Annotated in this window: 12 protein-coding genes; 3 read left to right on the top strand and 9 right to left on the bottom strand. The window is 70.3% G+C overall.

What is annotated here, in order from left to right; genetic code table 11:
- Positions 1 to 51 precede the first annotated feature (51 nt).
- Together cdaA and folP are read right to left on the bottom strand one after the other, a co-directional pair.
- Entirely contained in the window at positions 52 to 870 is an 819-nt protein-coding gene (cdaA, locus tag ABJF88_16685) for a diadenylate cyclase CdaA (protein MEP0548574.1), read from the bottom strand.
- Positions 867 to 1,817, bottom strand: a complete 951-nt coding sequence (gene folP / locus ABJF88_16680) for a dihydropteroate synthase (GenBank protein MEP0548573.1) — start codon at positions 1,815 to 1,817, stop codon at positions 867 to 869. Before folP ends, cdaA begins: the two co-directional genes overlap by 4 nt.
- 299 nt (positions 1,818 to 2,116) lie before the next feature.
- On the opposite strand from folP, the gene ABJF88_16675 reads away from it, so the two are divergent.
- Positions 2,117 to 2,956, top strand: coding sequence for an RNA polymerase sigma factor RpoD/SigA (locus ABJF88_16675; protein MEP0548572.1), 840 nt, complete (start codon positions 2,117 to 2,119; stop codon positions 2,954 to 2,956).
- Positions 2,957 to 3,011: 55 nt separating this feature from the next.
- Here ABJF88_16675 and ABJF88_16670 read toward each other — a convergent pair whose 3' ends face one another.
- Together ABJF88_16670 and ABJF88_16665 are read right to left on the bottom strand one after the other, a co-directional pair.
- Positions 3,012 to 3,836 (bottom strand): aldo/keto reductase, encoded by an 825-nt coding sequence (locus ABJF88_16670; GenBank protein ID MEP0548571.1) that lies wholly within the window; start codon positions 3,834 to 3,836, stop codon positions 3,012 to 3,014.
- 57 nt (positions 3,837 to 3,893) lie between these two features.
- On the bottom strand, positions 3,894 to 6,962 hold the full coding sequence (locus tag ABJF88_16665) for a BamA/TamA family outer membrane protein (GenBank protein MEP0548570.1): 3,069 nt from the start codon (positions 6,960 to 6,962) through the stop codon (positions 3,894 to 3,896).
- 190 nt (positions 6,963 to 7,152) lie between these two features.
- On the opposite strand from ABJF88_16665, the gene ABJF88_16660 reads away from it, so the two are divergent.
- Both ABJF88_16660 and ABJF88_16655 read left to right on the top strand, forming a co-directional pair.
- Entirely contained in the window at positions 7,153 to 7,869 is a 717-nt protein-coding gene (locus ABJF88_16660) for a hypothetical protein (GenBank protein MEP0548569.1), read from the top strand.
- A gap of 277 nt (positions 7,870 to 8,146) precedes the next feature.
- Entirely contained in the window at positions 8,147 to 8,722 is a 576-nt protein-coding gene (locus tag ABJF88_16655) for a Rad52/Rad22 family DNA repair protein (protein ID MEP0548568.1), read from the top strand.
- A gap of 70 nt (positions 8,723 to 8,792) precedes the next feature.
- Here the strand turns inward: ABJF88_16655 and ABJF88_16650 are convergent, their stop codons facing one another.
- Genes ABJF88_16650 through flhA form a run of 5 tightly spaced genes read right to left on the bottom strand, consistent with a single transcriptional unit; the run spans position 8,793 to position 14,080 of the window.
- The gene (locus ABJF88_16650) at positions 8,793 to 9,581 is read right to left on the bottom strand and encodes a FliA/WhiG family RNA polymerase sigma factor (protein MEP0548567.1); all 789 of its coding nucleotides are present in this window, start codon (positions 9,579 to 9,581) and stop codon (positions 8,793 to 8,795) included.
- A gap of 9 nt (positions 9,582 to 9,590) precedes the next feature.
- Positions 9,591 to 9,851: a hypothetical protein gene (locus tag ABJF88_16645; GenBank protein ID MEP0548566.1), complete on the bottom strand. Its 261-nt coding sequence runs from the start codon at positions 9,849 to 9,851 to the stop codon at positions 9,591 to 9,593.
- 21 nt (positions 9,852 to 9,872) lie between these two features.
- Positions 9,873 to 10,643, bottom strand: a complete 771-nt coding sequence (locus tag ABJF88_16640) for a P-loop NTPase (GenBank protein ID MEP0548565.1) — start codon at positions 10,641 to 10,643, stop codon at positions 9,873 to 9,875.
- Positions 10,634 to 11,977, bottom strand: a complete 1,344-nt coding sequence (locus tag ABJF88_16635; protein ID MEP0548564.1) for a flagellar biosynthesis protein FlhF — start codon at positions 11,975 to 11,977, stop codon at positions 10,634 to 10,636. The genes ABJF88_16640 and ABJF88_16635 overlap by 10 nt, the downstream gene beginning before the upstream one ends.
- A 12-nt stretch (positions 11,978 to 11,989) precedes the next feature.
- Positions 11,990 to 14,080 carry a flagellar biosynthesis protein FlhA gene (gene flhA, locus ABJF88_16630; protein ID MEP0548563.1) on the bottom strand — a complete coding sequence of 697 codons (2,091 nt, stop codon included), beginning with the start codon at positions 14,078 to 14,080 and terminating at the stop codon, positions 11,990 to 11,992.
- Positions 14,081 to 14,087: the final 7 nt, after the last annotated feature.

The following is a 14,087-nucleotide window of genomic DNA, read 5'->3' as shown; positions in this document are numbered from 1 at the left end:
CGGGCGGCGGCGCACCCTCCGTGAATAGCGCAGGCCCGGCCGCGCTGGGCGTCAGGCCCCGTCGAGATCGTCCGTGGCGGGCGGCGGGGGCTCGTCGGGGTTGCGCTGGACGAGGGCTTCGGTGAGGCGGGTGCGGAGCTCCTGCGGCGTGAGCCCGGTGTGGATGATGCCGTTCTCCGCGACCGATATCCTCCCGGTCTCCTCGCTCGTCACCACGACGAACGCATCCGTCCGCTCCGTCAGCCCGACGGCGGCGCGGTGGCGGAGGCCGAGGTGGGGGTCGAGCCGGCGCGCTTCGGAGACGGGGAGGATGCACCGCGCCGCCGCGATCTTCTGGTCCTCGATGATCACGGCGCCGTCGTGGAGCGGGGAGTTCGGGAAGAACACGCTCGTGAGGAGGTCGCGCTCGACGTCGGCGTTGATCGGCGTCCCGCTCTCGGCGTAGTTCCGCAGGCCGGACGACCGCGCGAACGCCGTCAGCGAGCCGATCCGGTTCTCCGACATCTCGGTGGCGGCGGCGACGAACTCGTTGACGGCCTTCTCGCGCGCCGGCGTCGCCACGAAGCGGCGGACGAGCGGGTTGCGGCCGAGCATGAAGAGGAGCCGCCGGATCTCGGGCTGGAAGAGGATGATGACGGCGAGGACGAACACCTCGCTGATCGCACCGAAGAGCGCCCGCAGCGTGGTCAGCCCGGCGGCGCGCACGAGCACGTCCACGATGTAGATGCCGAGCAGGATGAACGAGACCTGCACCGCGATCGTCCCGCGGATCAGCCGGTAGAGCTGGTAGACGAGGAACGCGACGATGAGGACGTCGAGGAGGTCCTGCCAGTCGAACGGGATGAAGCCGATGTTGATGGCGAGGGTCACCGGCCGTCCTCCGCGAATGCGGCCGATTCGGTCGCCGGGGTGTCGGCCGCGGCGGTCACCGTCGCCATCAGCACGCGGAGCATCTCCGCCGTCGCGCGCACGTCGTGGGTGCGGACGATGGAGGCGCCGCGCAGCACGGCCACGGCCGTCGCGCCGAGCGTTCCGAAGAGCCGGTCCTCCACGGGCACCGGCGTGCCCGGCTGCCCGAGGACGGCGCCGATCGTGCTCTTACGCGAGATGCCGACGAGCACGGGCCGGCCAAGCGCGAGAAAAGCGTCGGCCCGTCCGACGAGCCGGAGGTTCTCCTCGGCCGACTTCCCGAAGCCGAAGCCGGGGTCCACGATCACGTCGTGCACGCCCGCCGCTTCGGCCGCGCGGACGGAGGCGGCGAGGGAGGCTTTGACCTCTTCGACGACGTCGCCGTAGGCGTGGGCGTGCGGCATCGCGCCGGGCTCGCCGAGCGCGTGCATCACCACGAGCGGAGCGCCGAAGCGTGCCGCGGCTCGCGCCGTGCCGTCGCCGCCGCGGAGGCCGGTGACGTCGTTGACGAGGTGCGCGCCCGCCTCCAGCGCCGCCGCCGCCACGCCGGGTTTGTACGTATCCACCGAAATCAGCGCTTCGGGAAACCGTGCCGCCACGGCCTCGATCACGGGCAGCACGCGCCGCTTCTCCTCGTCCTCGCCGACCGGCGCGGCCCCCTCGCCATACACCGTCCCCCGTGGCCGCGTCGACTCGCCGCCGACGTCGATCAGCACGGCGCCCTCGCCGAGCATCGTTTCGGCCCGGCGGAGCGCAACGTCGAGACCGTGTCCGAAGAACTGCCCGCCGTCGGAGAACGAGTCCGGCGTTACGTTGAGGATCCCCATCACGTGCGCCCGGCCCGGCCGCGCGTCGAGCCGCCGGCCGCGGCAGTCGAGGAGGAAGGGGTCGGCGGGGAGAGGGGACATGGGGGGCGGACGGGAGAGCCGGAATCTACGAAGAGGACCGGCCGCCGGGGCGGGGGCAGGGTCGGGCGGGAGGCGTTGAAATTTATGGTCCCGCTCGTAGGCGAGGGGGGCGGCGGGGAAACTGAGGCCGCGCCTGTTCCGTGTAACCGGGCGGCACCGTCTTTTCGCCTGTATTATTCGGGCCGTGTGCGGCTAGGAACCGGTATCCCGCTCGGGCGTCGTGACGACGCTACGCCCGGTAGGTGCGGTGCCTGACCGTGGACGCGCCTCGTGCCGATTTAACCCTAACCCGTAGCCCTATGTACGTCCCCCGCCAGCAGCGCATGCTGGACCAGTACCTCCAGGAGATCGGGCAGATTCCTCTGCTGAAGCCCGAGGAGGAGGTGGACCTCGCCCAGCGCATCAAGCAGGGCGAGGCCGAAGCGCTCCACAAACTGGTCCGCGCGAACCTCCGCTTCGTCGTCTCGGTGGCGAAGAAGTACCAGGGGCAGGGGCTCACGCTCTCCGACCTCATCAACGAGGGGAACTACGGGCTGATCAAGGCGGCGCAGCGCTTCGACGAGACGCGCGGGTTCAAGTTCATCTCGTACGCCGTCTGGTGGATCCGCCAGGCTATCCTCCAGGCCCTCGCCGAGCAGAGCCGCGTCGTCCGCCTCCCGCTCAACCGGATCGGCACGATCTCGAAGATCCGCAAGACCAGCGCCAAGCTCTCCCAGGTCCACGAGCGCAACCCGAACATCGACGAGCTTGCCGCCGAGCTCGAGATCGACCCCGAGAAGGTCCGCGACGCGCTCAAGCACACGAGCCGCCACCTCTCGATGGACGCGCCGTTCAACGAGGACGACGACAACTCGCTCCTCGACGTGCTGCCGAACGAGGAGGAGGTCTCGCCCGACGACTACCTCATGGACGAGTCGTTGAAGATCGACATCGAGCGGGCGCTCTCGACGCTGCACGCCCGCGAGGCCGAGATCACGCGGCTCTACTTCGGTATCGGCCGCGAGCACCCGCTGACGCTCGAAGAGATCGGGCAGCGGTTCAACCTGACGCGCGAGCGCGTCCGCCAGATCAAGGAGAAGGCGCTCCGCAAGCTCCGCCAGAAGCACCGCCGCGAAGAGCTGCAGATGCACGTGGGGTAGACGCACGGCATGTAGACGCAGCATGCTGCGTCTCTACGACACCATTTCGCTGCGTTCAGGCGGCATCCCAATCCGGGGCAAAATCGGGATCGATCATCCGACCGTCCTCGCGGGCGAGGCTGTGAATCTGCGCCATCTCGTCGTCGGAGAGGGCGAAGTCGAACACGTCGAAGTTGCTCGCGCGGTGGGCGGCCGAGGCGGCCTTGGGAATCGCGGCGACGCGGTCCTGCTGCAGGTGCCAGCGGAGCACGACCTGCGCCGGGCTCTTGCCGTGTGTCTCGGCAATCTCGCGCACGACACTCTCGTCGAAGACCTCGCCGCGCGCGAGCGGGCTGTACGCCGTGAGGATCATCTCGTGCGCGCGGAGAACATCGAGCAGCGGTTCTTGCGCGAGGTAGGGGTGATATTCGACCTGATCGCAGACGAGGTCAGGGGCGATGGCCAGCGCCTCGCGGAAGAGCGCGGGCGGGAAGTTGGAGACGCCGATGTGGCGCGTCCGCTGCCGGTGCTGCACCTCCTGGAGCGCGTCGAGCGTCTCTGCAAGCTCCACGTCCTCATTCGGCCAGTGGATGAGCAGGAGGTCCACGTAGTCGGTGTCGAGCCGTCGGAGGCTGTCGTCGGTCGAGGCGATGAGGGCGCGGCGCTTCAGCTTGTCGCGCCACACCTTCGTCGTGAGGAAGACGGCGTCGCGGTCCACGTCCGCGGTGCGGAGCCCGACGCCGACGGCGCGCTCGTTGTCGTAGACCTGCGCCGTGTCGATGTGCCGGTAGCCGAGGTCGAGGGCGTGCGCGACGGCTTCGGTCGCCTCGTCGTCCTTGAGTTGCCACGTGCCGAGGCCGAGGGCGGGCATCGTCCCGCCGGGGAAGTCGATCTGAATCATCGGAGAGGGGCTGGGTGAGGGGAGCCCCGTCAACGCCCGGTCGCCGCGTAGGTTTGGCTAAAAGGGCAGCGTGGCCTGGATACGGTAGTAGAGATCGATCGCGTCCCATTCGACGGTCCGGCCGAGGTCGTCCCACTCCTGCGCGACGCCGAGCGCATGGACGAGCGGGAAGCCGCCGAGGCTCACCCGGTTCTTCAGCTCGAACCCGACGCCCGTGCGCCGAACCGCGTCGTCGATGTCATTTCCGGTCCATACGGCGGCGGCATCGACGAAGAAGGCAGGCGAGACGCGGCCGAGTTCGAGGAAGCCGAGCAGCCGCGTCCCGAGGTCGAACACGGGTGGGAGGCGGTATTCGAGCGTCCCGAAGACGAGCCGGTCGCCGACGGCGTAGCGCCGGTAGCCGCGCACGCGCTCTGACTCCGAGAGCGTGATCGGCTCGACGAACGGGAGCTGGAGGTCGATGTCGTCGTAGCGCGAGAGGCCGACGAAGTCCTGCGCGAGCGCGTCGCCGAATCGCGCCTGCGCGCGGCCGTAAGCGTAGAACCGGCCGATCCCGAGCTGCGGCGACACCCAGTACGCGGCGAGGTCCGGGCGCACAAACTCGGCGTCGCTGCCGAGCACGGGCAGGCCCGCCGTCACGCGCGCGCGCAGCCCGATGCCGTCGAGCGGGTAGACGTCGTTGTAGCGGTACGGTCGCTGCCGCTTCGCCGTAAACCCGAGCCGCAGCTCCGACCGATACCCCGCCTCCGGCCGCACGAGCCCTGTCGTCTCGATGTCGTCGAACGCGCTGTCGTCGAACGGGTCGGCGTAGGCGTAGCGGACGCGGGCGTCGACGGACGTGCTCGTGAACGGGGCCGTCGTGAGGTCGAGCGGGAGCGTCGCCGTGAGGTCGCCGCCGACGAGGTCTTCGACGAGGAGTCCCGCGCCGTACCACCGCGCCGGGCTCGGGTAGCGGTACGCGTTGAGCGTGAGCGACGGCAGGAACTGGTTGTTGGTGTACGAGAGGAAGCCGAGCGTTTGCTCCGCGAACTTCGGGATCGACACGGAGACGAGCCCGACGAAGACGTGCTTGCCGAGCGGTTCGAGCCAGAGCGTCGTCCCGAACACGCCGTAATCGCTCCCGTCGAGCTCGGCGTAGGGGAGGGCGAAGGAGCCGGCGTGCGTGATGTTCGCCCACGAGTTGTAGCTGTAGCGATCCCGGACGAGGGCGGCGTCCGGGGCGATGGCGTTCGGGATCGTACGCGGCGGCCGGTGCGCGGTCCACGTCGCGTACGCATCGGGTGCCGTCGCCGGAGCTTCGACCTCGACGGTCCGGCGGGCGTCGACGGCGAAGGCCTGCTCGCGCCGCTTACTCTCGCTCGTCACGAGCACGATCCGGCCGTCGGGGTGGAGCGAGTCGGGCGGGAGCCAGTCGTGGGCCGTCGCCCCGCCGAAGAGGTGGGTGACGCGGCGTTCGGACCCCCCGCCCGGTTCGCGGTCGCTCGCAAGGCTTGCTCCCGGCTTCACCGGGCTGTCCTCCTTGAAGGGGGACAGCTTCTCGACGCCTGAGGGCACAGGGACGTGTCCCGGAGCCCGATGCGAGAGAAGCGGGGGGGCGAGGTCCACCACGAACACGTTCGGCGCGTCGTCGCGGAGCGAGGTGAAGGCGAGGCGCGTGCCGTCGTAGCTCCACACCGGAATCCGGTCGTCGGCGTCGCCGGCGGAGACGGAGATGAGATCGCCCGTGTCGAAGTCAAACACGACGAGGTCGCGCTCGCCGGTCGGGCCGAAGCGGGCGAAGGCGAGGCGGCGGCCGTCGGGGCTCGCGCGGAGCGTCGTGAGCTGCACGTCGCCGGTGAAGTCGGTGAGGCGGGTTTCGGCCCCGTCGGCGGCGCGCACGAACACGTTCGCCGTCCCGCCCGCGCTGCCGATGAACGCGACGCTCCCGTCCGGTCCGAACGCCGGCGACGAGGCGCGGCGGTCGTACGTGAGCCGCTCGGTGTAGCCCGTCGCCACGTCCACGACGAAGAGGTCGTTCACGAGCGAGCCGTAGCGCCCGCGCACGGTCCGGGCGTACGCGATCCGCTCGCCGTCGCGGCTCCACGCGAACGGTGCCTCAATCGAGCCCTCGGCGAGCACGCGGACCTTCCGCGCCTGCGTCGTGTCCGCGAGGCCCTCGATCACGGCGAGGCGGCGGACGGGCCGCGCCACGGACGAGAGCACGAGCGCCGCCACCTTCGACGTGTCCGGGCTGTAGCGCACGTCGTAGAGGTACGCGCCGGGGATCTTCAGCGCCGTCCCGAGCGAGTCCGTCCGCTCCATCTGCCCGGCGAGCGTGTTGTAGTAGACGTTGACGTGCTTGCGCCACTCGTCGTAAAACTCCCGGTACGGCGTGCCGACCTCAGCCTCGAAGGCGCTGTAAAAGTCGTGGACGCGGACGCCGGGCAGCAGCCGCTTCCGGTGCTCCAGAATGTTCACGAGCGTCGTGTCGCCGTAGGTGTCGGCGAGGTAGCGCACCTGCGCGTTCCCGACGGCGTACTTCAGCCGGCCGTTCCACGACGAGGTGCCGTCGGCGTAGCTCAGCCGATCCTCGAAGACGGCCGTGCGGAGCCAGCGGTCGCCGCGCTGCGCGTCCCACTCCTCCGTTTGGTACTGCGCGAAGCCCTCGGCCCAGAAGCTCGGGATCGGGTTCGCGAAGATGTTCTGGAGCAGGCCAATGGGCGAGCGGATCGCGCGGTAGTGGAAGATGTGGGCGATCTCGTGCGCCATCACCTTCCGCAGCCACTTCACGTCGCCCGTCCAGATGTCCGCCGTCTCGTTGACGTGGACCCAGATGTTCGTGAATCCCGCGCCGACGCTGAACGCGACGCCATTCGCGATCTCGTCCTCGTCCGAGAGATAGACCCGGATCGGCTTGTCGAACGTCACGCCGAGGTTCTCGGCGAGCGCCGCGTACGTCTCCTCGGCGACGGCTGCCGCCTCGGCCTCGATGCCGGCGAGCCGCTCGGGGTAGACGATCTCGAAGTGCTCGGTCTCGGCGACCTGCCAGTCGATTTCAGGGTGGTTGCGGTCGTTGAACGTGCGGAAGCCCTGCGCTTCGGCGGCGTGGGGGACGAGGAGAAGCGCGGCGAGCGCGAGGAGTCGCATGCGGTCGGGGAGGGAGAAGGAGGGGCGGACGGGTATCACGCCGTACGCTGCGGAATCATTGCTTCGGGCGGCGAAAATTAGTGCCAGGAGCTGTGACAAACCGGTGGCACCCGGGCGAGGGATATTACACGTACGCGCGCGCGATGATGCCTGTCCCGCCGCTTCAACCCTGACTCAGACCCCTCCTCCGATGATCCGTCTCTCTAAGCCCGACGCCGTCGAGCCGAAAGGCCTCCTCTCCGGCCCCGCCTACGAGCCGCCCTATGACGGGGCGGTGCAGGACGAGTTCGCGTGGCACATCGTGAAGTACCTCCGCGAAGACGCCGTGCTCCGCAGCGAGGTCGAACTCGAAACGGCCGGCGCGTTCTTCACCGTCGATTTCGTCGCCGAGGTGCCGGGTCCGATCCGGCCGCGGCGCATCGCCATCGAGTGCGGCGGGGGACGGAACCTCCGCGATCACCAGCGTCGTCTCCGCCGCGACGCCACGCTCATCGCCTCGAACCGGCCCGACGGGCAGCCCGCCGTGGACGCCCTCTATCGTCTCCGCGGCTCCGACCTCCTCGATCACATGGACGACTGCCTCTACCTCGTCGCGCAGTGGGAGATTTCTGCCCCGGGTCAGCCGGACCTCTTCTCCGAACGCGGGCGTATCAACCTGACCACGCTCGCCACGCGCGAGGCGAAGAACCTCCGGCTTCGCCCGGAACAGGCCGCCGCGATGGTGACGTACGAAATCGATCCCGAGCAGGAGGAGTACTTCTCGGAGCGCGGGCTGTGGCACGCCGCCAACGGCACGAACCCGTTCATCCTCCTCCGCCGGTTCGACCGCCGGTTCAGCGAGGCGTGGGAGGTGCACGTCGACGAGGCCGTCACCCGGCCGCACCGTCTGCGTCCGACGGGCTCGTAACCGATGCCGCATAATCATAGCCTCGTGAGGAGGCCGCTGTAGGGGCAGGGGTGTCCCCTCAGCGTCACGAGGGGCCGCTCTCCCGGAATGGGGGAGCGGCCCTGTCGGTTTTCGGGACCTCGGCGCCCTCGTTCCTCGGAGGAATTCTTTCTCCCCCTTCGTGTGACAAAGAGGTGGCAGCGAGACGCCGTACTCTGGGCTACCGCGACTTGGCGGCCCCGCGCTCCGCAGCGCCCCGCCGTCGCTACTGCGAAACGAAACCACACGAGGACTCGCCATGAGCATCAACTGGCAACGACTGACCGACCCCTTCCCGGCGCACGACATCGAGTGGAAGCCCGGCGCGACGACACGCGACAAGAGCAAGGGCCTCGCGATGGCGTACATCACCGCCCGCGCCGTGCAGGAGCGGCTCGACGAGGTGTTCGGCCCCGGCAACTGGAAGAACGAGTTCCGCGCCGGCCCCGAGGGCGGCGTCCTCTGCCGCATCTACTTCAAGAACGACGACGGCGAGTGGGTCTGGCGCGAGGACGGCGCCGACAACACCGACGTGGAAGCCGTCAAGGGCGGGCTCTCGAACGCGATGAAGCGCGCGGGCGCGGCGCTCGGCATCGGCCGCTACCTCTACGAGATGCCGTCGCAGTGGGTGCCGCTCAACGACAAGGGCCGCTTCGCCGAGGTCCCGCGCATCCCGGCGAAGTACGTCCCGCAGCCTTCGGCCCCGTCCTCGCCGCCGGCGCAGCGCCCGAGCGGCCCGCGCCGGTCGACGGGCGGACGGCCCAACGGTACCGCCCGCAACGGCGAGCGCGTCCCCCCGCAGAGCCCGTTCCCCACGGGGGAGGTGATGCGCTGAGTGACGCCGTGCGGTGCGAAGCGAGGGGCGGGCGTCTGGCTGGACGCCCGCCCCTCCGTGTGTTCAGCCGCTATGCCGCCGAGCGGATCTCCGCCGCCGAGCGGGGCGGCTGCGTGGCCGACAGCGTGTGGCGGAGCTTGAGGAGCGTCTTGCCGAGGATCTGCGAAATGCGCGCGTCGCTCACGCCGAGCACTTCGCCGACTTCGCGCAGCGTTAGGTCCTCGATGTAGTAGAGCGCGAGGATGTTGCGCTCGCGCTCGGGCAGGTTGGGGATGACTTTCTCCAGCACGTCTAGCTCGAACCGCGCCTCGACGGCATCGAACCCGTCCTCGCCGTCGTCGTGCGCGAGGGTCTCCAGCATCCGCGCCCCGTCCTCGTCTCCGATCGGCTGATCGACGGAGAGGGTGAAGCGGTGCTGGGCTTCGGAGAGCAGGCTGTGGTACTCGTCAAGCGAGATGCCGAGGTAGTCCGCCACGTCCTCGTCCTGCGGCTCCTCACCGAGCATCTGGTAGAGCGTGTCGATGGCGCTCTGGGCCGCGGCCATGAGCTGCCGCTTGTCGCGCGAGAGCACGTCGATCGAGCGGAGGTAGTCGATGAGGGCGCCCTGGATGCGGCGGTAGGCGTGCGTCACGAACTGCGCGCCGCGCCCGGGGTCGTAGGTGTCGAGCGCCTGCATGAGCCCGAGGAGGCCGGCCCCTTCGAGGTCCTCCCACGTCGCAAGCGGGTTGTTCGGGAGCGTCAGCTTGCCGACGAGCGAGCGGACGAGCGGGACGGCGGCCACGGCGACGGCCTCGCGGTGGCGAGGCGTCGGGTCGGCGGCGTAGCGCAGGGCGTGGGTCTGGAGATCGTCCTCCTTCATGGGAGCGCGTTACGAAACGGGTGGAGAGGGCGGGGAGGCATCGGCGGGCGGCGGCTCGGCTGGGGCATCATCCGTTGCGATATCGGGTGCCGCCGCAGCGGTGATGACGTAGCGGACGACGGCCTGCCCCACGAGTAGTACGCTATAGACCACCGTCCCCGCTCCGATCGTCACCACGAGCGACCGCTCGAGGGGCGCGTAGCCCCAGAGCTGGTTGAGCAGCATGAGGAGCGCGGCAATGCCGCTGATCTGGAGCGTGAGGGACTGCATGGCGGGCGGTGCGGGGTAGGGCTAGAGGTAGAAGGGCGCGGGGCGGCGGGCGGCGACGGCGTCGGCGAGGTCGGCGAAGGCTTGCCGCATCGAGCCGGGCGAGCGGACGGCGGGCGTCTGCGTGGCGACGGCGCGGCGCATCTGCGCGGCGTACGGAATCCACCCGAGCAGGTCGGGCGCACGCCCGGTGAACCGCTCGGTGATGGCGCCGAACCGCTCGCTCACGCTCGTCGCCTCGGCTTCGGTGTCGGCGAGGTTGACGACGGCGCCGAGCGGGTAGCCGGCATCGGCCTCCCACACGAGCCGCGCGAGGCGGTACGCGTCAGCCACGGCCGTCGGCTCGCCGACGAGCACGAGCAGGCCGAGGTCGGCGTGGTCGAGCGCCCAGCGGACGGGGCCGTCGACGCCGGCGGGCGTGTCGAGGAGGACGTAGTCGTGGTCGGCGCGAAGTGCGTCTACGACGCGGCCGAGGTTCGCGAGGAGGGCGGTCGTCTCGGCCGGGGCGAGCGGGTCGGCGGCGCCCTGCACGAGCGTCACGCCGGCCTCGGTCTGCCAGCGGAGATCGGTGAGATCGGCGCGGCCCCGCATCCAGTCGTGTGCGGTGTACGGCGGCGCCTCGTTCACGAGCACCGCGCACGCGCTCTGCCCGAAGTCGACGTCGACGAGTGCGACGCGGGCGCCGCCGTGGGCGAGTGATTCGGCGAGGTTGACGGCGACGACGCTTTTACCGACGCCGCCTTTGCCGCTGACGACGGCGAGCGTCGTCGGGCCGTGGGATCGTGTTAGCTCCATGGCGAGAGGTCTCCGGCCTCGGCGTCGGCGGCGGCGTGTGTGACCTGCTCGACGAACCAGCCCGGCGTGAACTTGCGGAGGCCGTCCGGCACGCGAGGGCTCGTGGAGACGAACTGGACGGGGAGGTCGAGCGCGAGCATCCACTCGGCCACGCGGCCCCATCCGTCGGTCTCGTCGAGGCGGGTGAGGGAGGCGGCCGTCGGGCGGAGCGGGAGGCTGCGGAGGTAGTCGGCGCCGAAGCCTTCGAGCGCACGCGTCGCGTCGAGCACGAGGTGGACGTCGAACGCGCCGACCTCGGCGAGGAGGCCTTGCAGCCACTCCATCATCTTGCGGGCTTCGCCCGAGCGCGGGTGAAGCGGCGGCGTGTCGATGAGGAGCTGGTCGAAGTCGGAGGTGCGGGCGAGGGCCTGGCGGACCTCGGCGGGCGTGCTGGCGACCATGACCGGGAGGCCGTGGCGGCGGTAGAGGTCGGCCGGGCTCTGGTGCGGGTGGGCGTCGGCGTCTTCGGGGACGAGGACGAGCGCGGCCGTCCGCCGCCGTCCGTAAAAGCTGGGGTGGAGGGCGAGCTTGAGCAGGAGCGACGTCTTGCCCGCCCCGCTCGGCCCGACGAGGACGAGCGTGCCCGTCGCGTCGTGCGGCGTCGTCGGGCGGTGGAGGAGGCCGCGCAGTTCCTGGGCGATGGCCCAGCGGATCTCGCCGAGGGTCTCGGGGCTGCGGTCGTCGGCGCGGAAGCCGCGCTCGACGACGGCGTGGAAGAGGCGGTCGGCCGTTTCGGGCCGGAGGCCGCGCGTGAGGAGGTCGCCGTAGAGCGGGTGCGAGAGCCACTGCTTCGCTGCGCCGAGCACGGTGCCGCTCGCGCCGAGCCCGGCTTCGAGCGAGGCGATCCGGTCGTGGAGTTGACCGAGTCGGGCGTCGAGCAAGGCTTCGATGGCCGAGAGGTCAACGGCCGGAGCCGGGGCCGAGGCCGGAGCCGAGGCGGGCTCGGGGGTGAAGAGGCGGGGCCGCGTGGGGGCGGAGCCGGCAGCGGATCGAGGGGAAGAAAATGCGGGCGGCGCGGCAGGTTCTTCCGGCATCGCGGCGACGGGGCGGGCGCGTTGCGCGGCGTAGCCGTACGCCGCCGGAGCTGCCGCGACAAACGCCGGCTCGGCAACGGGGACGGCCGCCGGCGCGGTGGGCTTCCGGTCGAGCGCGGCGTCCACCATCACCGTGATCCGGGCGGGCTCGCCGTCACGCGCGGCGACGGACTCCAGCAGCATCACGTCGTCGCCCAGGAGTTGGCGCGCTTCGGCGAGCGCGGCCTGGATGCTGGGGCCTGTCAGGGTCTTGATATCCATGAAAACGGGGCGTTAGACGAGCTTGAGCTGGGCGTCGACGTCGACGGCGGCTTCGGGGACGAGGTCGTTGTACGAGACCACGGTGATGTCGGAGAGCATGGGCGAGAGGAAGCCGAAGAGGGCGGCACGGAGGACCGGCGAGGTCAGGAGCACGGGCGCGTGGCCCTGGCTGAGCAGCCGCTTCGCGAGCCGGTCCGCCTCGGCGACGAACTTCTCGGCGCGGGCGGGGTCGAGGCCAAGCGTGTTCGGGTTGAGCTTGCCGGCTTCGGCCTGCTCAAGCAAGTGCTGTTCCAGCACGGGGTCGAGCACGACGCAGTGGACGCTCGGGCCGCCGGCCATGAGCTGCCGCGTAATCGTCGGGGCGAGCGAGGCGCGGACGTATTCGGTCAGCACGTCGAGGTTCTTCGTCGTCGGGGCGTGGTCGGCGAGGGCTTCGAGGATCGTCACGAGGTCGCGGATGGGGACGCGCTCCATCAGCAGCCGCTTGAGGACTTTCTGCACCGAGCCCACGGTCAGCATCCCCGGCACGAGCTCCTCGACGAGCGTCGGCGCCGCCTCCTTCACCTTGTCGATCAGCTTCTTCGTCTCCTGCCGGTCGAGCAGCTTGTGGGCGTGCTTGCGGAGAACTTCGAGGAGGTGCGTCGTGACGACAGCCGGGGCTTCGACGACGGTGAGCCCGAGCCGCTCGGCCTCGCCCATGTTCCGCTCGGCGACCCACACCGCGGGGAGGCCGAACGTCGGGTCCTCGCAGCGGACGCCGGGCGGGGCGTCGGCCGAGTCGTCGGGCAGGAGGGCGAGGTGGTAGCCGGGCATCACCTCGCCCTCGGCCACGGCGTTCCCGCGCAGCTTGATGATGTATTTGTTCGCTCCGATTCCGACGTTGTCGCGGATGCGGACGGGCGGGATCACGACGCCGAGCTCGACGGCGAGCTGCTGCCGGAGCAGCTTCACCCGCTCCAGCAGGTCGCCGTTCTGGCTCGGGTCCACGATCGAGATGAGGGAGTAGCCGATCTCGAGTTCGAGCGGGTCCACGAGGAGGAGGTCGGCAGGCGTGGTCTCTTCTTCGGCGTCGGCCGCGGCCGTATCGCGGAGGCCGGTCTCGTAGACCTCGACGGCGGCGGCGTGCTCGCTCCGGCTCCGCTTGCGCCCGAGGAAGAGCGTCCCGCCCGCGAGCATCCAGAACGGGAGGATCGGGAGGCCTGGCATCAGACCGAGGAGGACGAGGAAGCCGCCGGTCAGCAGGATCGGCTGCGACTTCGTGAAGAGCTGGCCCGCCAGCTCGCCCGCGATGTTTCCCTCGCCCGAGGCGCGGCTGACGATGATGCCGGCCGCCGTCGAGATGAGGAGGGCGGGGATCTGGCTGACGAGGCCGTCGCCGATCGAGAGGAGCGTGAACGTCGCCGCCGCCTCCGAGATCGACATCCCCTGCTGCGTCGCGCCGATGAGGAGGCCGCCGACGATGTTGATCGCCGTGATGATGAGGCCGGCCATGGCGTCGCCGCGGACGAACTTCGAGGCGCCGTCCATCGCGCCGTAGAAGTCGGCCTCGCGCGAGACGTCGGCGCGGCGCTGCTTCGCCTCGGCCTCGCCGATGAGCCCGGCGTTGAGGTCGGCGTCGATCGCCATCTGCTTGCCGGGGAGGGCGTCGAGCGTGAACCGCGCGCCGACCTCGGCGATGCGGCCCGAGCCCTTCGTGATGACGATGAAGTTGATGAGGACGAGGACGAGGAAGACGATCCCGCCGACGACGTAATTCCCGGCCACGACGAAGTCGCCGAAGGCGGCGATGAGCGCGCCCGCCTTCCCCTCGCTCAGGATCAGCCGCGTGCTCGCCACGTTGAGCGAGAGGCGGAACAGCGTCGTCATGAGGAGGAGGCCGGGGAAGATCGCGAATTCCAGCGGCCGGTTCGCGTAGAACGCCGTGAGGAGGACGGCGAGGCTGATGGCGATGTTCGTCGCCAGCAGGAGGTCTAGGAGGAAGCCGGGGAGCGGCACCACCAGCATCAGCAGGATGAAGACGACGCTGGAGGCGACGACGACCTCGCCGCCCACGCGGAAGGCGGGCGGGGCGGCGGGCGGGGCGGCGGCGGGGAGGCTGGACACGGGGGCG

Source organism: Rhodothermales bacterium (assembly GCA_039944855.1).
Classification (GTDB): domain Bacteria; phylum Bacteroidota; class Rhodothermia; order Rhodothermales; family JANQRZ01; genus JBBSMX01.
This window is presented reverse-complemented; position numbering and strand designations above follow the sequence as displayed.